We start from the raw sequence: 17068 nt of genomic DNA on the forward strand, positions 1-17068 counted from the left end.
CGCGATGATCAGGTCGGCCCCCACCCACCCAGCGACGAACGCCGCAATCGTATCCGAAGTCATCCGGTCGATGTCGATAACGTCGTTGACCGGCAAATTCAGAAGCACGTCGGACGGCGCGAAGACCTGCGGAACAGTCCGTTGTTTCTTCAATTTCCGCAGTGAGCGAGAAATAGCGAATCCACCAATCTCCGCCAGCAGGTAGGCATGCTGATCCATTGCAAGAACCGCCATGGAATAGGCCGTTTCATCGCTCAGCGCCAGTTTCTTCCGGTACGACCGTACCACGTCGACGAGTTCTCCTCCGCCGGCGATCAGGAGGACAGGGTGAGCGGCGGCGACCTCGCGAAGCGACGAGCATAGCTTCTCGACGTGGCCTGGAATGAGACTGCCTCCGATCTTGATTAATGTCGCCATACCGGCCTTTTCTCAGATGTACCAGAATCCCGGTCGATCGGGCTGCGATACGTCGACAAGGTCGAATTGCCCGTTGCCCAGCACCACGTGCAGAAAAAACGTGCAGAGATGGTTGCACTTCTGACTCGCCAGCATCTTCCGGAGCGCATCCCTGACGAGCGACTCTCCCTTTCCGGACGCGCGTATCATGCTAGCGGCCACGAGGTCGAAGTACCCGTCTCCCGACGTGAGCCGCTTGTGGGACAACGCACTGAACCGGATCGCCATATCCGATTCCTTCGCGATGCTATCCAGTCGGCCGGCAATGACTGGCGTGCGCCCATCGCTGAGCGTCATTCCGATGATCTGGGCGACGCCGCCGTCACGTAACGCGTGCGGCAACCCTTCCAGGATGCGTCCGATGACGCGAAACCCATCCGGGCCAGCGTATCCGACCCGCGGTGCCGGCAGTGCGTCCGGATACGGCAACAGCGGAGGATTCGCGACGATCGTGTGGAACCGCCGCCCTTCGACAGGCTGATAAAGGTCGCCGTGAAAAACGTCGAGGCGATCGGCAACGCGATTCAGGCGCGCATTGATCCGCGCCAGCCGGGCCGCCGTCGCATCGATCTCTACGGCTGCTACGCTTCTCGCGAATCGCGCGCAGTGCACCGCGTGTAAACCCGGACCCGTGCACAAATCCAGACAATCCCCGCCGCTGCGCGGCAGCATGCGCGCCAATAACGCGACGGAATCTTCACCGAAGTAAAACGCAGGATTGGGACCGGGACGCTCGCAAATCAACCAGTTGCCCCAGACGGGCAAAATCACGAGCCCCGGCGTCGCGATCCGGTTCTCGGCGAGCGCGACAATCAGTCCTATGTCCATCAACGCCGGAATCAACGCCTGAAGGGAAGCGGGAATTGCATTCGCTTCCACCGATTCGTTCATCAGGAACAAATCGACAACTGACTTCAGTGAAACGGGTATGGATTCCCGGTAGGCCCGCCAGGCATTCGGCCTCGGTATGAGCGGATCGAAATTCGCAACAAATTCTCCATATCCCGATCTGGCCAGCCAATCCGCAAGCAATCCCGTGTCGAAGACATCCTCACCCCTCCTGCGGCATTCCAAACCGACGCCCTGAAAATCATGTTCCATCGCGCCTGCCTTTGTTTGCGTTTTGTGCACCACACTCGTCCGGATGGTCACTCGGCCATGCCAGCGACTGCCGCTCGATTTCCATGATAGTTATGTTGGCGAGATCCGTCACTTGAAAACCGACAACTGAAAGCACGATTCAAATCGATCGATATACTGCCGCAAGACATATCGCAGTCGTCACTCCGACGCGTTGCGTGATCCGGACAACCTCCGGGATCTGTAACTTTCCTGGAAGCTGTCCTCAAGGTGGTCTCAGTCGCCCGAGCATCAGTCTGATGCAGGAAATCCAGACGAATGCTTCGGCGGACCTGACGGAGACCTCTTAGTCCTTCGAAAGCCTTCGCGAATGATTCATCCACAGGGGCGTCAAGTTATCCGGATTGGGTATGCGAAGCGGCGGGTGCAATTAAAAATCATCGCGTAGTGATGCGGCGCAGCGGCATGCCATCGACATACCCGGCTCCCATTGCGCGTACGACTCGGTGCAAAAATTAGCAGCCCTAGGGTCGACGATGGCTCATCCAGTAGAAGGATCGCTTAACGATCCACCTCTTCGGCAATATGACGAGACGAGGCGATGCGTTGAATTACGTTCCACTACCGTACGCAGCCAGCCCAACATTGTATGCGTCCAGTCGATCAGCTAGCCGCCATCGGCAACAGAGTCTGCAGCGAGCCGAAAGCGGCGAACAGGCGCAGCAGCAAAGCCTTGGCGCTCACCCGGTCGCGGATGCCCGCCGCATTGACCACCACGGGCAGCAACAAGCCCATCGGGTCTACCGCAATGTGCCGCTTGCGACCCAGAACTTCTTGTACGCGTCGAAGCCGCGCTGCCCACTTTTGCCGTTTTCTTCACCGACTGCCAATCGGTGATCGCCACGCTCGGCGTGGGCTGCCGGCCGACGCGCACGCGCAGTTGCCCCGCTGATCAAATACAGGAAGCGTTTCGAATCTTTCGCTTGAGCAACGGTCCCGGCTGCAGCACTCCTGCGAGGCGATTTCGCTATCACCTCTTCGCCTGACGGGTGCAGCAATTCGCATCCGCGATCTGGCTATGGATCCGCGCACGCTTTGTCATCCCCCTTTGAGCGCTGAACTGCCTCCGCCCTTGCCTCACCTCGCCGCTCCAACATCGCATGCGTCTCGCGCGAAAACGGTGGAGTGCCACGGCACATTCGCTTCATGCATCGCTGGCGCGATATGTGGTCAGCAGGGTGCGCAGCCGTTGACTGAGCGCGGGCATTTCTTCGGTGGGGGCAAGCGCTTCGTTCGTCGCCGCGTGGATCGCCTCAAGCACGATGTCGGGACCACCCGCGCGGTCACGCGCGACGATTGCCGCGGCGTGTCGTCTGCGCAACGCGTCGTATGTGCGGAGACCCGGGATGATGCCGGCGCCATGGATGCTGGCCGCCAGTGCTGCGGCATCGAGTATCGCTTGTCCCGCGCCGTTCGATCCGACAGGATACATCGGATGAGCGGCATCGTCCAACAGCGTGACGCGACGGTGGCTCCAACGTGGCAAGGGATCGCGGTCCATCATGGGAATTTGCAGAACTTGCGTCGAATTCAGGATGAGCGATCGCACGTCGAGCCAATCGAACTTCCATGAGAGGAAGACGGCTGGCACCGATGTCGGCGCGATGACGGCGTGTCGCTCTCCGATCGCGGGATCGTCGCGCAACTCCAGCACCCAGTTCGCGACGATCTCGTCAGGCATGTCAGGGTCGCGGACGGGATAAGCGACCAGTTTCCCGGTCTCGATCCGGCCACAACGCAGCATCGTTTGTTGGTCGAGGAGGGGGAAGCGCCTTGTCATACCGCGCCACATGACGATGCCCGAATGCCGGACCCGCGAGGCAACAGGATGGAACTGCCGGCAGACTGCGGAATGAATGCCGTCGCAGCCGACCAGAATGTCGCCGCGGGCGGGGGTGTCGCGGCAGTCGAAATAGGCACGTGCCTCACGTCTGTCCTGCTCGACTCGAACCAGCCGGTGTCCGAACTGGACGGCATCGACGCCCAGTCGCCGGTGAACGGCATTCAGGAGCGTGTGTTGCAACGCCGCACGGTGAATTGAATATTGCGGGAATCCGAAACCGCCTGCGATACCCAAGGGTTCGCTCAACAGGATCTGGCCAACCGAACTCGCATAAACGGACGAGCGAGGCAGCATGGCCGTATTGCGCAGCTCGGATACCAGCCCGAGTCGATGGAGTTCGCGCGCTGCGTAGGGCTGGATGTTGATGCCGACGCCCGCAGTCTGCACGGCGGATGCCGCCTCGAACACCTGGCAGGCGTACCCGCGCGCATGAAGCTCGAGGGCGAGCGAGAGTCCGCCGATTCCTGCGCCGATGACGATGACGGCTGGCATGTGCGATGTGCTTGAGGTTCGAAGGGCCTTTGCCTGCTTTCCGCGCGCGGTGCCCAATCATCTCATTGACACCGGAATGCGGCCGTATTCCGGGTTGACGATCTCGACGACCTGCTGGATCAACTCCTCAAGGGGCGCGCGCCCGTCGATGCGCAGCAGCGGGACGTCCGCCGCGAGGTGCAGCATGGTGGCCTTGACCAATTGCTGAAACGGCACGAAATCGGCAGGTCGGCCATTGCATTCGAAGAAGTTCATCTCGTGTTTTCGCTGATGCGCGATTTCAACCGGCGTATCGAGGAACAGCACCTTCCCGGGTTTCGGAAGCGATCGACACACCGAATAGAGAAAGGGCGCAGCCATGTCCAGGACTTTCATTTTGGCCGCGAACTTGTACCAGTAAGAGTCCACGATGACCGGGTGGCGCTGGGCCAAAGCGGGACGGACGATCATGTCGTACTCGAGCGCGGCGAGGTAGCAAAACTGCGCGGCGCGCGAATTGGGGCCCAGGCGTCGCAACGTCTCCGGCGGATCCAGATCCGGCAGCAGATCGGGAAACAGGGTGACCGTCGAAAACTGCTTCCAGTGCGCGATCGTGATGTCGGGGTAACGATCGGAAATGGCATTGAGAAGTGTCGTCTTGCCGCTTGCATCCACACCCAGGAGGCAAAAGAACTGGCCGGTTTCAAGCATTCGATCCCTCGCTGCGAAGAATGGCCCTACGGTTTCGGCATCGGCGGCGACTGGACCTTGCGCGCGATCCCGTGCAAGACATAACCGATTGCTCTCGGCTGGACTTCCATGATTTGCGGCGACTTTCTCTTGTGCCAGACGGTTTCCGGCCTGCTTTGCAGAATGACCAGGTCATCAGGACGATACTGATGGCGGTCGAATGCCCACTCGATGTCCTGCGGCACAGCGAAGTGCTGTTCGATCCGCTTTGCGAGGCGCGCCAGCGCGATGATCTCGTCCGTGTCGAGACAGGCGGTTCGCCGTTTTTCGACGGGAATCGACATACGGCGGACCCGATCCTTTTCATGGTCGATCGCGTACTCGAAGTGCTTCGACGATAGATGCCGTTCGATGACTTCCAGCATGACCTTATCGAGCACGTAGCGATCGGGCGTGGCCTCCCCCGACACGACGCTCTCTCCCAGGCCCCAGTTGGCTTCGATCACGATCTTCGAGCGATCGCCGTTCGCGGGATTCAGCGTGAAAAGGACGCCGGCCGATCTGGCATCGACCATTTTCTGAATGCCGACACCGATCAATGCGCTTTCGTGCGAAAAGCGTACCTTCTGCCGGTAGGAGATCGCCTGAGGCGTGAAGAGGCTGGACCAGCATTTCCGGATCTTGCCCAGCACGTTGTCGGCGCCGCGTACCCACAGGTATGTCTCCTGCTGTCCGGCGAAGCTGCTGTGCGCGAGGCATTCGGCAGTCGCGCTGGAGCGCACCGCGACAGGAAGATCGGCGACCCCGCAGTCACCGGACAGCTTTGCATAGGCCTCGGCAATCGCGACTTCGAAAGCTCGCGGAATCTCGACGGATTCGATCAGCCGCCGTATCGCTTGGCTCGTTCTCCTCAACGAGGTGAGATCGTCGACGACGATGCGGGCGAGCAACCTGTCAAGCGCGTGCATCGCGTGTTGATCGAGAAGCGCTGCGTATACGTCGGTCGCGACGGCGAAACCCGCAGGAACCGGAAAGGCGGCGCGCGTCAGTTCGCCCAGCCTCGCATTTTTTCCGCCCACATGGGCGAGCAGCGCGAGGCTGCATTCGGAGAGCGGGCGGATCCACGCCCGCGCGTCGTTCAACTGCGATGTCATGAGAGGATCTGCACCGTTCCCGAATCGCCGTTGACGCGTATGCGCTGTCCCGTCTTGAGCAGCCGGGTCCCGAATCCGGTTCCGACTACCGCCGGCAAGCCATACTCGCGCGAGACGATAGCGGCATGGCACATCACACCGCCGACGTCCGACACGGTGGCCTTGATCCGACTGAAGACGGGGGCCCAGCTTGGCGAGGTGACCGGGCAAACGAGAATCTCGCCTGGCTGGACTTCGTTGAGCTGTTCGGTACGATTGATGATGCGAACCGGTCCCTCCACGATGCCGGGCGACGCCGCGCAGCCCTTCAGCTCCCGTTGCTCGCCCTCGGCGGACTCGATCCCGAGCCAGTTGATCACCGTCTCCTGAGTGATGCCCCAGAGCATGATCAAGAGCGGATCCGTGATCGATTCGGGCGGCGTTCCCAGCGCGGGCGGCGGTGGCGACCGGCGAAACCCATGGTAGATTCGCCGGCGATGCTCGATCTCGTCAGGCCATATACGCGGCCCTCTTGCGTCGGTACCGACCGACCATGCGGCGATCAGGTCGTAAAGCGCCGCCTGGATTTCATATCGGTTCAGAAAGAAGATGTCGTCCGTCGACGCGATGAAGCCGTGATGAACGAGGATCTTCCCGAATTCGCGCATCTTTTGCCAGAAGACGGTGTGGTGCCAATGTTCGACGAAGAAGTTGTGGTTCTCGACATACGGATACACCGTTCGGGCCAGGTTCAGGAGCTCCGCAAACACCTTCCGGTCCTCGTCGTTTTTCACGAGCTGTGCATATTCGGTCGTGATGCGGTCGCGTTCGCCGCGAATGGCGTCGAGGGGGCGTTCGATGTTCCCGCCTTGTTCGAGCTTCTCGATATAGCTGCGCAGCGCGACGAACGGAAAGGAAAGGTCGTCGATCCAGCTGCGATCGTGATGATAGAAACCTGTGCCTGTGGAAAAATTGAACCAGGGCTGCTTCGCTTCATCCAGCGCGCTGCACCATTGCCTGCCGTTCTCCGTTTCCTCGAGGTCGGCAAGTATTTTCGACGGCGACGTGGCCTGCTTGAGGACGGGCCCGATGTCGAGCGCGATGGCAAGGCGCGCGAGCTTCCTCAATTCGTCGTCCGGACGGAAGAGCAGGAGGTCGGTCCCGGATACCATCTGCGCAACAGTCTGGTCGGAAATGCCCGGAAAGGCCTGCTTGCAGAATTCCAGAAAGGTCAGGTAGGCGGCGTACCCGAGATTCAGCATCTCGAAATGGTATTGCCAGATCTTGAGCAGATTCTCGATGGTTCGATTGTAGGCTTCGAGCAAGTGGTAGCCTGAGGCCACGCCTTGACCTTCGGTGACGACAGCCTCCGCTTCGAGCTCCGGCAAATCGCGGATCTCGATCGCTTCGAGCGATTCGATATGGGCTCGGGTCTTGCGCAGCCACTGCTCGTAGAGCTCGTCCCAGTGCTCAAAGTAATATCCGGCGCGCCGTCTGAAATGTTCGGCACGTTGCTCGATCAACGCAGGGTCGGTGACCGGGTTCGGACTCAGATACAGGTATCCGTTCACGATGCGCTGGTCGATACCGAGCGCAGACGGCATCACGAAAACACGCGTATTGTACTGCGATAGCGCGACCCAGATGGCTTCGCAGATGATCGCGTCGAACGGGTACAGCGGCTCGGCATGATGTATCCGGTCCGCAAACCAGAACCTGCTTTCCTCGGATGTCCGGCGTTCTTCACTGAAGACGTGATAGTACGGATAGAGCCGCTGCCAGCCTTCGCATCCCAGTGGCACCGCGACTTCGAATGGACTCGGGAATTTCCCTCGCGACGAACGGTTCATGTTCGATCCTTGGTTCGCGTTGCCAGGTGGAGGGCGTAACGGGCAGCCGTCCCCTTTACCGTGCCGATCAGGTCGAAGCAGTCAGGCCCGCGTTGCCGACCGCGTGCTGCACGCGATCGATCATCCCTGCCGTTTCGCTGCACTTCGTACCGCACACGTGCGCTAGCGCTTCATCGGCGGTCGTGACGCCGTCGAACAGGAAGACGAGCGCAGCATCCTGTGCAGACAGGTTCACGACCGTGCCGAATTCATTCAATCGCGCGATCTTCATGCCATCGCCCGAAAACGAGAAATCGACGTCGAACTCGAGGGACGGAAGGGGGGGCGCGGTCATCGGCGACTCGGTCCCGATCCAGTCATGACCTTGCGGCCCGTCGAATCGTTTCCCGGTCACGCGGCATTCGGCCCATAGAAATGCCGCGCGGGTGAACGCGACAATGCGTCGTGCGTAGACCCGCGACGAAACCCTGTCCGGATATTCGGGTGTACGCTGCAAATTCCAGAACAGGTCCGCAGCGCTCAGGCCCGTGGGTCGCCCGAGGAGTTCGCGTTCCCACCCGGATGGCAACTGACCCAGCGTGCGGCTGCGCCACTTGGACAACGGATTGGTGCGGCCGTAACCGGCCAGCAACGCATCGACCGCGTGGCCGAGCAATTTCTGCGCGGCAAAAACCAGCGTGCGATAGTCGCCGGTTTCGTCATATCCCACCATGTCGATCTGGATCGTTCTCCCCGCGTGGCGGGCGACTTGCAGCTTGAGCCTGGCGAGCGCGGTGTCGGACGGCCGGAATGCGGCGTCGGAGCGCGTCGCCGACGGGCTGCGCAGAAGTTGTCCATGACGTAGCCGGTGGAGCAGCAGACGCTCGTCAAACGTAAACTTCGCGGTATCGGAAACATCCCATGGCTGGCGGGACCAATGATCGAGACGATGAATCAGGCTCTCGATCACGTTGTCCGGAAAGATACGGATGTCCACCACGCATTTGCCCAGCGCCCAGATGACCTCGTCCCGCGGTGGCAGCGCGGACGCCGGGCGGGAGGTGATCAGGAGCACGTCGAGGTCGGACTTGCGGGTTCCCATGCCTTCGGCCAGCGAGCCAACCGCTAGGAGGATGTCGTCGTCCTCGAGTCCGACCATGTCGGCAATACTCGTGCGGACGGACGGCAAGTCGGTTTCGCCCCAATGCAGAAATTCTTCCACATTCATTTCTTTTCCCGTTGTGCGAATGTTTTATTCTGGCCGGAACAACCTGCCGATCCGAAACGACCTGCCGGTGTCAGTCGAATACTTTCTTGTCCAGTTCCTGCAATGTGATTTCGTTGAAGTCGTGGAATCGCTTCCGGAACAGGTCATGTATCTTGCCGGCAGCGATGCGCGCGGCATGTCGTTCGATCAGCATGCCGGTATACGCAACGTGACTCAGCTCGTCGCGCAGTAGCGTATCGAGCAGCTTCACGACCTGCGGAAGACTTTCGGGCGGGCAGTGGGCGCTGAGTGCGTCACGCTGCAACAGATGATGGATCGTAGTTCTGATCTCGGCGATATTCATCTGGATGAAATCGTCCACGGTGGGCGGCCTTCCGTACGGCGACCCTTCGACCACGAACAGCGATTGCGGCATCGAGTAGCCTGGGGAGAGCTGCCGCAGTTCCATGCGAAACGCCGGACTGACGGCGCCGGGAAAGGTCAGATCCAGCAGCTTCAGATAGAACAGCGCGTGACCGGATTCCTCGACCGCATGACGTTTGAGGAGGTGCTGTTCCTCCCCCTCTTCGGCGCAAGCCGCCATCGACCACAGGCGAGTCGCGCCGTCGCCTTCGCGCTCGGCATTCGTGATCAGCGATGTCGCCAGCCACTGCCTGCTTTGCGACGCGCCACGGTAAGCCGCCGCATAGGCGCGCGTGCCGTAGGGAGGCTCATCCTGCAGCGCGGCTTCCAAAGCCGACAAATAAGTCGGGCACCGATCGCCGAGACGCGACTGCGACAAAGCGACCCTCGCAGCGATGAATATCCGTTCGCTGGTCTCATCGGCGTCCAGCAAAACGTCGACAGGCAGCCCGTCTTCTGACGGAACAGGCGTAGAGCCAGCGGGCATCATCGCAGGGTCCCCCTAGAGAGAATGGGAGCAAGGATCGAAGGGCGCGTTGACTGCGACGAACGCGCGATCGGCGTTAGGGAACTTCGCTGCGATTGCGTCGAGCGTTTCTTGATCAAGCACCAGCTTTCCGTTTTTGATGTGACCGGAAAGCACGAGGCCAAGCCGGTTTTCCTCGATTTGCTTGGCGGCATCGAGTACATCGTCTTTGTCGTATTGCGACATGTTCTTCCCCTTCTCGAGTGAATGACGTAACGCGCCCGGATTGAATGGGCCCCAGCGCGTTTACAAAACTAATTCACGGCGCGTCGTTGTCAAGGAGATTTGATTGCCGGGCCATCAAGTTATTCGGATTGGGTATGCGAAGCCTCGACTGCAATATAAAACACACCTCCTAGAAGGTGTTATGAACTTTCGGCCAGACCTGGTACCCTGGCGGGATGAAAAAACGCAGCCCCTACCCAACGGATGTATCGGATGAAGAGTGGTACTTCGCCGCGCCGTACCTGACATTGATGAACAAGGACGCGCCTCAGCGTCGCTACGAATTGCGCGAGATGTTCAACGCTTTGCGGTGGATTGTCCGCGCGGGTGCGGCGTGGCGTCTGCTGCCCAATGACTTTCCGCCGTGGGAGGCGGTCTACCAGCAGACGCAACGCTGGATTCAGGCGGGCTGTTTCGAGCCTATCGCTCGCGCCCTGCGGTGATCGAGCCAGCTCGCACCGAGCAGAACTGCTGAAGGTTCCGTTTTCCTATTGCTGCTTGGTTATCGCAAAGTCGGCTACGCCAGTTCGATCTGTGAATTCGGTTCGATTGAATCCGGGAATGAGCCGATCTCAGGATAATCGCGAAGATCGACGGTAATGGTTCCGCCGGTGCGCTTGTCGGCATCGGCGAACACGAGCAAATCTCCATCGTGATTGGCTTGATAGACACCCGCGACAATGTTGAGACGTGCACCGTCTTCGGCCCTCCCGGAGAGGGGGCCGCGTCGCACACGCACATTGACGATCGCCATGATCTACTCCTTACTCGATTTCCCACAGCAGCGACTTTGCTGACTTGTAAAGGTCGCCTTGCCACGCGGCTGTCAAAAAGCGGGCATTGTCTTCATCACAGACCACTTCTCGGGATGCGCATGGGTGATGGCTCTCGCTCATTGCTTAACCTGTTTTCCAGAGCCGGCCGCGCCGGCGATTTTCGCGTCTAAAACGGAAGCGCGGGATGCGCTTTTTTGTACGCTTCCTGCCGAGCCAACCCGCGCATATCGTCGGCAAGCTCAAGGCATCGCTTTGCGTCGGTTAGGACGTTGCCTCCGGCGCATTGCGACACCCCCAAAACACGCCTGCGGTGAGCATGTCAATCTGCTTGTCCGCCATCGCGCTTCTCGTGATCGCGAACGCGACCATCGCCCCAAGCACCAAGCCCGCAGCAGCACCGAGTGCGAATGTCTCTAATGGTCATGTTTTCCAATGTGAGTTTATGCCTTCGTTTTCCACGCTACGAACCCAATGCCGCCAATTGCTATCCCAAGCCCGACCAAATCGTACAACGCTGTTCGTTTTGGAGCTGTGTCGACATCGCTCGCACTGCTAGTATGAGCTGCAGCTCCAGCGTATCCCGCGCCGTTGCGGCCAGTCGAGTGAGCTTCTTCGCCGCCGGAATGTCCACTAGCGTGGCTGCCGGTATGCCCACCCCCGCCATGCCCGCCCCCATGTCCTCCACCAGTTCGCATACGAGAACTCGAGGCGGGAGACGTGGATGGTGCTACTTTCGGCGATGGGCGACATCCCTGACAAAGCCGGCATACGAGTTCGGATTCTCGAGCGCCTTCAATGGCGGCGGCGGATATCGGACGGGCATTTTTTCGATATCGTGTACTGGATGTACCAGCTCCCGTCTGCGCATGGCACTGTGTGGTTATCGCACAAGCCTCCACAGGCCAGTACTTTCTGGCACTCCTCCCAGCCCTCCGACGTCTTGTGGTCTTCGCAGTTGGCGAGCGCGGTCACCGGAACGCACGCCGCGAGAAAGAACAGTAGGCAGCTCAGTGCGGTGCTTGCCTTGTAGCGCAGCTCATGCATACCCAACTCCCGTCTCCCGCCCGTCCCGCGTAAGGACGTTGGTACTCCTCTCTTGTACCGGTTAAGCTTAGTCTCTGCGTCAGCTTTGACAAGTCGCTCGCCTCTGCTGTGGTAGCCATTTTGCGAGAAGCGGTTGCGGTTTTTTGACAGTTTGTTAGCGGTGGCAGCGAGTCAACGCACGCGCACTATTCGCCGGCACGGCGAAAGCCGAGCGCGGCCTAGGCGTGGTTGAGCTAGTCCTGAACAGTGGCGCAAGCGTTGAGGCCATTATTGACGCCTGAACCACCCCGGCATCTGATCAAGTTGTGCACCGTCGATTGGTTGCATTTTCCAGGTGCTCGGTACTGGTCAGCCACTAGCGGATTCACGCCAAACACCATCTACGACCCGGTCACCAAGCGTCGACTCACGCCGCAGGAACAGGCGGCCGCCGGATCCTTCGCCAACGCGGCGCTCGTCGGGGTGATGTCGCGTAGCACAAGCGACCTTCAAACATTCACTCCCAAAGCGATCACTGCGATGGTCCCGCGGCAGGCGCTCGACCTAGTTGAAGCGCGCCGGCGGCTGACGCTCATGCAGGATGTCTTTCGGAAGTGAGACGGCCTCTTGAAACATCGATCGCATTAGGTATTGTCGCGCCGTTCAGTGTATAAACGCCTGACGATCATCGCGGCGATATCGGCACTTGCGCCGCCGAGCTTTAATCAAGCTCCTCGTCGAATGCGGCGGCCGCTAGCCTGCGCTATGCCTCACTTACTTGCGAAACCGGGCACACGACCTCGGCTCTTGCTTCGCGTCTCACGGCAAACTGAGGCCGAAAAAAAGCCCGCGGTTCGTGAGAACTCGCTGGCTGGGTCGATAAAACGGATGCGGCATTCAGTGGTTGAAGCCAAGACGGAACTGGTCGCCAGTTGCAGGTGCAGCACGCCGTGAGGCAGCCGCCATCCAGCGATTCATTTCCGCTGCGCGGTGCGCAATCGTGTTAGAGATCCCAGCCTGTCGAGCCTTCACCCGCGCCGAATAGTCGGCGGCCATCGAGTCTACACTCGCCACCCAGGGATACATCTTGACCCTCGATAGAGCCTGCCCTTTGACGCCGAAGCAATGGACGCGCGCCCGAGCTGGAAGATACCCCTCCGGCCCCTCCAGTATGGCGAATAGCCCATGTTTGGGATCGGTCAGGTGCCGTCGACAGACGGACCCAAGGCCGATCAGGACGAGGGGCGCGATCCATGGCATCCATCGCTAGCATAAATCGGGCTGAGAGACCCACGTCGCCCCGGAAAACGCGGCGAGTTCCACGAATTGCTCCATCGTCCACGGATATACGCCAGCGATGCCGCGCTGTCGGCCTTTCGATTGAAAGAGCCGCATTGCGGTAAATCCCGCGCTGTCCAGCGCGAAATCGATCTCCGTGAGGTCCGTCGCTTCAGGGATGCGGAAGCGACCGGTTTTGGAATTCCAGAAGGCAGAAGCGGAGACCATGCCCGCGTAGCCTTCATTGAACGCGTGGTATGCGAGTCGGCCGCCGCTGTGCGGGATACCGACACGGACGAGCAGGCCTTCGTCCACATGAGCGTTGCGCTGGCGAACCGGCATGCCGGATTCAGCTGCTTCAAGGTAGATAAGCTACTCCAGATAGATGCGCGGAGCAGCCCCTTGCGAGGGCGTACCCCGCAAGGGTGACTGGGACCGCTCACGCGGCCATCGAGAAGAGATCGAGCTGCTGCACTTCCTTTACCGCATTGCTGATCAGGTACTGATCCATCTCCGCCGGCGTCAGGTTCAGACGCTCGGCGAGGCGCGCGAAATACTGCCCGCGCACCGCCATCTCCTGATATCGCTGGGACTTCCCGGCAGGCAGTGTCAGGATCGTTTCGTTGAGCCAGAAACGTGCCGATTCGATTCCTGCGTGGGCCCGCACGCGTGCGTACCAGTCGTAGTCAAACGAACAGGTTACGAACTCGCAGGCTCTTTCGGCATCGACGTCGAGATGGTCGCTTTGCTCGAAATACACCACGCGTTCGCCAGCAGTCGTTTGTGCGTAGGTGGACAAGCGACCCGGATGCCGATACCGATTCCACTGCTCGGCGCCAACATCCCGAAGACCTTCGGCGGGCGCCTCCGCGTCGAACCACTGATCATTCGACTTGCCCGAGCGGGAAATCAGCGTCTGCACGTGGTTGATCCACTGACTGCCCTCGTTGAGGTCACCGTACATGTCAGTCAGGGTGCTTTTAAGCTGCGTGAACTTGCTGATGTCGCCGGTGATCTGGTCGTACTGCGCCTTCATGGCAGACGGGTCGAGGTTCGTCGCCTGCAGCAGCTGGTTTGCCATCATCTGGTACTGGTAGACGATGTTGCTGTCCTGATAGATCTCGGTCTTCACGGCCTTCGCCGCAGTGATGATGTTCTGCGCGAGGTTAGACGCGTCAATGACGGGCAGCACGGCGTTGGCAGCGTGCGACATACCGAGCATCAGGCCTGCGACGAGCGTCAGGCGGCCAAGGATCATTTTCATCGTGGGTTTCCTAGTCGAGAGTCAGCATTTCGCGCACGTAGGCCTCGCGCCAGTCCGGTGCGCCGGACGTGTAGTGCCTGTCGAGCACCGCCTGCGCGCGGCCGTCCGAGCGCAGCACCGCGAGCGTTTCCTTCGGGAAGCTCGCCTGCAGCATGCGGGTCTGGTCCGGCGTCACCCACAGGTAATCGCGGTTCGGCACGGCGTTGGCCAGCATGTCGATCTGGTGTTCCGTCAGCCCGAACAGGTCGCGATACAGATGCAGATTGTTCTTCGCATCCTTGTTGGGCGGATAGAAAATGTTGGGAATGTTTTCCTTGAGAATTTCGAAGTTCGGAATCCGCGCCACCTGGGAAAGCGACTGCGTCGCGAGCAGTAGCGTCGCATTCAGCTTGCGGATGGTGACTGCCCAGATTTCCAGCCGCTGGTAGAAGCGCGGATACTGGAAGAAGAAGCCCGCCTCCTCCACTTCGATGACCGTGTAGCGCTTGCCGTCAAGCCATTGCGCGATACGGTAGAACGCGTAATCCATGAACAGCGCCGCGGCCACCGGATAGTTCTGGAACAGGTCGCCCATCTCGATCGAGATGTCGTCGGACAGCGAGAAGGCGTCGTCGATGTGGTCGAAAAACCGGCCGTTCTTTTCGCCCTGGGTCCAGACGGCGAGCCGCTCGCGCAGCTCGATCGGCAGAAGCGCGTTCAGGTTGGACAGTGTCCAGAGGTCTCGCGGGTAGCCCGTACCCAGGACCGTGACTTTCTCGAAAATCGTGCGCTGCTGTTGCGGCGAGCATCGGAAGTCATCGTCCTCGATCGCCATCTGCACCCACTCGGCGACGTACGGGAAGTGCTTTGAATCGTGCAGCAGCGAAAGCGGATTGACCGAGGTCCCGGCTTCGAAACGCCCCGTCGCATCGACGAATCGCCCTCCCGCGAGAAGGGTCGGGATGCGGGTCGAGCGGTCCTTGTCGAACCGGATTCGCCGCGCCTTGTGGCGCCCGGTCTGGGACACCAGGAAATTCAGGAAGATCGACTTGCCCGCGCCGATCGGGCCAATCACGAGCGCGTGCGACTTGCCGCCCGGATGGTGCAGACTCACACGCTGCAGCGTCTTGTGACGCGTCGGCAGCATCGTGAGCGGCCCGGTCTTCTCGCCGGACTGCTGCGTGAGCCACGCATTGACCGTGTCGCCTTCCGAGACGCTGCGCACCGGGGCGATGTCGGACACGGCCGGCGTTTCGACAAACTGCAATCGCCTCTGCTGGTCCCACCGGCCCGGCAGTGTCGTCTGCCAGGCGGCAAACAGATTGTCCCGCTCGAGGATCACGCCGAAGCCAGCGTTGCCGATGCGGCCGATCACTTCGCGCGTGGCATCGTCGCATTCCCCGATGGTATCGCCATAGACGATCACCGAGACGTTCGCAAAGCCATACTGCTGCCCGTCCGCGACCAGTTTGGCCAGCGCCTTTTCCGCTTCGTCAGCGAGACGCTCGCGGCCTTCGTCGTTTTTCTGCTCCTCCTTCGAGAAATAGGCCTTGAGGATCGACCAGGGGTTGAACGCTGCGACCTTGTAAAACTTGCGGATCTTCTCGATGTACGCGCTTGCCTTCGTTGTGTCCAGAAAGCGGAACATCACGCACACGTCCAGTTCGGCGTCGACTTCCGCAAGCACGTCGAGCGCCGCTTCCTGAAAGCCCATCCACTCCTTGACCGCGATGATCTTCGCGTACCGTTTGCCGTGCGCCGATTCGAACATCAGCGTGTCGGCACCAATCGTGACTTCGCTTTCCGTCAGGTGCGTATCGAGCATCGTGACGGGATACCGCACGCGCCGCGGCGGCACCGACGGATTGGCCGCCTGATGGAGAAACGCGAGCGCGTTCTGCAACTGCAGACGCTTCATCCTCAGGCGCGTGGCACCGCCCTTGAACGCGTCGATCACGCCTTCGAACCGCTTGATGTCAGACGTCAGCCGCTCGATATCAAAGGCGAAGGCACTGCGCGCAAGCACCGAGTCCTTGATCGTCTCGAAGATCGCGAGCGGCATTGATTTGCCGCCCACCGTCATGTGATATGCGACCTTCTCGAAGATCTTGTTGACTCCGGTCTCGGGCGTGAAGGCGAGTGCGAGCGAATGCGTGTTGCGGAAATACCGGCCGCTCGCGACATGCGCGCGGTTGATTTCGTCGACACGCGCGTCCATCAAGGAATCGAATGTCCCACCGATGTCTCCCTTGACGCGCCGGTGCGAGAGCTTCCACCACGCCGTGATCCGGTGGTCGAAATTCTTGCAGGCATGATCCAGGTTGTCGCGCGCGGCCGAAATATCGGAGGCGTTCGGGCTGTCGGCGTCCACGCCTTCAAACGTATAGACGGTCAGCAGCGACCCGTCCTTGTCGAGGATCAGTTCGGGCGTGACCATCGTCGCCCACGGGGCGATTTCCTGGATCGAGCGGCGCTTCAGGCTCTTCTTCAGCATGGCAGGTCCTGATCAAATCCATAGGGACGTTTGAACCGGGCCGAAAACTTCGCGGTCGGCAGGGGCTCATACACGTCCGCGTAGCGGTTGTAGACGAGCATGACCTGCTTCCACCACGGATCTTTCGAGCTTTTCCAACGCAACAGCCAGTGAACAGCGATGCCAACGACGAGGAAGGTCGGCGTCATGCTGGTGTAGCACAGCAGCATGGTCATCGTGCCGTTGGCGATCGCGAGTCCGCGATCTGCCCCACCCATCTGGCGCGGCAGCGAAAGCGAGCGGCTGACGCGGGTTGGCTGACGCATGTGAGC

Annotated in this window: 16 protein-coding genes and 1 pseudogene; 2 read left to right on the forward strand and 15 right to left on the reverse strand. The window is 60.3% G+C overall.

Going from position 1 to position 17068, the window contains the following annotated elements; translation table 11 throughout:
• From AB4Y34_RS36885 to AB4Y34_RS36930, 10 genes are all read right to left on the reverse strand, one after another.
• Positions 1–417: hypothetical protein (locus AB4Y34_RS36885; RefSeq protein WP_368718819.1), on the reverse strand; the 417-nt coding region annotated here is incomplete at its 3' end.
• 12 nt (positions 418–429) lie between these two features.
• Positions 430–1557 (reverse strand): methyltransferase, encoded by a 1128-nt coding sequence (locus tag AB4Y34_RS36890; RefSeq protein ID WP_176369950.1) that lies wholly within the window; start codon positions 1555–1557, stop codon positions 430–432.
• Between the two features lie 642 nt (positions 1558–2199).
• The gene (locus tag AB4Y34_RS36895) at positions 2200–2331 is read right to left on the reverse strand and encodes a hypothetical protein (protein WP_255215333.1); all 132 of its coding nucleotides are present in this window, start codon (positions 2329–2331) and stop codon (positions 2200–2202) included.
• Positions 2332–2740: 409 nt separating this feature from the next.
• On the reverse strand, positions 2741–3931 hold the full coding sequence (locus tag AB4Y34_RS36900; protein WP_176369949.1) for an FAD-dependent monooxygenase: 1191 nt from the start codon (positions 3929–3931) through the stop codon (positions 2741–2743).
• 57 nt (positions 3932–3988) lie between these two features.
• Positions 3989–4621, reverse strand: coding sequence for a hypothetical protein (locus AB4Y34_RS36905; protein WP_368718820.1), 633 nt, complete (start codon positions 4619–4621; stop codon positions 3989–3991).
• A 26-nt stretch (positions 4622–4647) separates the two neighbouring features.
• A complete protein-coding gene (locus tag AB4Y34_RS36910; protein ID WP_176369947.1) occupies positions 4648–5754 on the reverse strand; it encodes a PEP/pyruvate-binding domain-containing protein in 1107 nt (368 codons plus the stop codon).
• A complete protein-coding gene (locus AB4Y34_RS36915; protein WP_368718821.1) occupies positions 5751–7583 on the reverse strand; it encodes a PEP-utilizing enzyme in 1833 nt (610 codons plus the stop codon). The genes AB4Y34_RS36910 and AB4Y34_RS36915 overlap by 4 nt, the downstream gene beginning before the upstream one ends.
• A 67-nt stretch (positions 7584–7650) precedes the next feature.
• On the reverse strand, positions 7651–8790 hold the full coding sequence (locus AB4Y34_RS36920; RefSeq protein WP_176369945.1) for a nucleotidyltransferase domain-containing protein: 1140 nt from the start codon (positions 8788–8790) through the stop codon (positions 7651–7653).
• A gap of 70 nt (positions 8791–8860) precedes the next feature.
• Positions 8861–9532, reverse strand: coding sequence for a hypothetical protein (locus AB4Y34_RS36925; protein ID WP_368718822.1), 672 nt, complete (start codon positions 9530–9532; stop codon positions 8861–8863).
• Between the two features lie 162 nt (positions 9533–9694).
• Entirely contained in the window at positions 9695–9904 is a 210-nt protein-coding gene (locus tag AB4Y34_RS36930; RefSeq protein WP_368718823.1) for a hypothetical protein, read from the reverse strand.
• A gap of 215 nt (positions 9905–10119) precedes the next feature.
• On the opposite strand from AB4Y34_RS36930, the pseudogene AB4Y34_RS36935 reads away from it, so the two are divergent.
• Positions 10120–10368 (forward strand): annotated as a pseudogene (locus tag AB4Y34_RS36935) (transposase); the annotation flags it as partial.
• Between the two features lie 92 nt (positions 10369–10460).
• Here the strand turns inward: AB4Y34_RS36935 and AB4Y34_RS36940 are convergent.
• Positions 10461–10697, reverse strand: a complete 237-nt coding sequence (locus tag AB4Y34_RS36940; protein WP_176369943.1) for a hypothetical protein — start codon at positions 10695–10697, stop codon at positions 10461–10463.
• 1336 nt (positions 10698–12033) lie between these two features.
• On the opposite strand from AB4Y34_RS36940, the gene AB4Y34_RS36945 reads away from it, so the two are divergent.
• Positions 12034–12360, forward strand: a complete 327-nt coding sequence (locus tag AB4Y34_RS36945) for a hypothetical protein (protein WP_176369772.1) — start codon at positions 12034–12036, stop codon at positions 12358–12360.
• 648 nt (positions 12361–13008) lie between these two features.
• Here the strand turns inward: AB4Y34_RS36945 and AB4Y34_RS36950 are convergent.
• The 4 genes from AB4Y34_RS36950 to AB4Y34_RS36965 all read right to left on the reverse strand — a co-directional run bounded on the left by AB4Y34_RS36950 (position 13009) and on the right by AB4Y34_RS36965 (position 17062).
• Positions 13009–13335 carry a hypothetical protein gene (locus AB4Y34_RS36950; RefSeq protein ID WP_176369771.1) on the reverse strand — a complete coding sequence of 109 codons (327 nt, stop codon included), beginning with the start codon at positions 13333–13335 and terminating at the stop codon, positions 13009–13011.
• 124 nt (positions 13336–13459) lie between these two features.
• Positions 13460–14284, reverse strand: a complete 825-nt coding sequence (locus AB4Y34_RS36955; protein ID WP_368718824.1) for a hypothetical protein — start codon at positions 14282–14284, stop codon at positions 13460–13462.
• 10 nt (positions 14285–14294) lie between these two features.
• Positions 14295–16757, reverse strand: a complete 2463-nt coding sequence (locus AB4Y34_RS36960) for a VirB4 family type IV secretion system protein (protein ID WP_368718825.1) — start codon at positions 16755–16757, stop codon at positions 14295–14297.
• Entirely contained in the window at positions 16751–17062 is a 312-nt protein-coding gene (locus tag AB4Y34_RS36965; RefSeq protein ID WP_129961268.1) for a VirB3 family type IV secretion system protein, read from the reverse strand. The genes AB4Y34_RS36960 and AB4Y34_RS36965 overlap by 7 nt, the downstream gene beginning before the upstream one ends.
• Positions 17063–17068 lie beyond the last annotated feature (6 nt).

Source organism: Paraburkholderia sp. BR10954 (assembly GCF_040965775.1).
GTDB classification, from domain to species: domain Bacteria; phylum Pseudomonadota; class Gammaproteobacteria; order Burkholderiales; family Burkholderiaceae; genus Paraburkholderia; species Paraburkholderia youngii.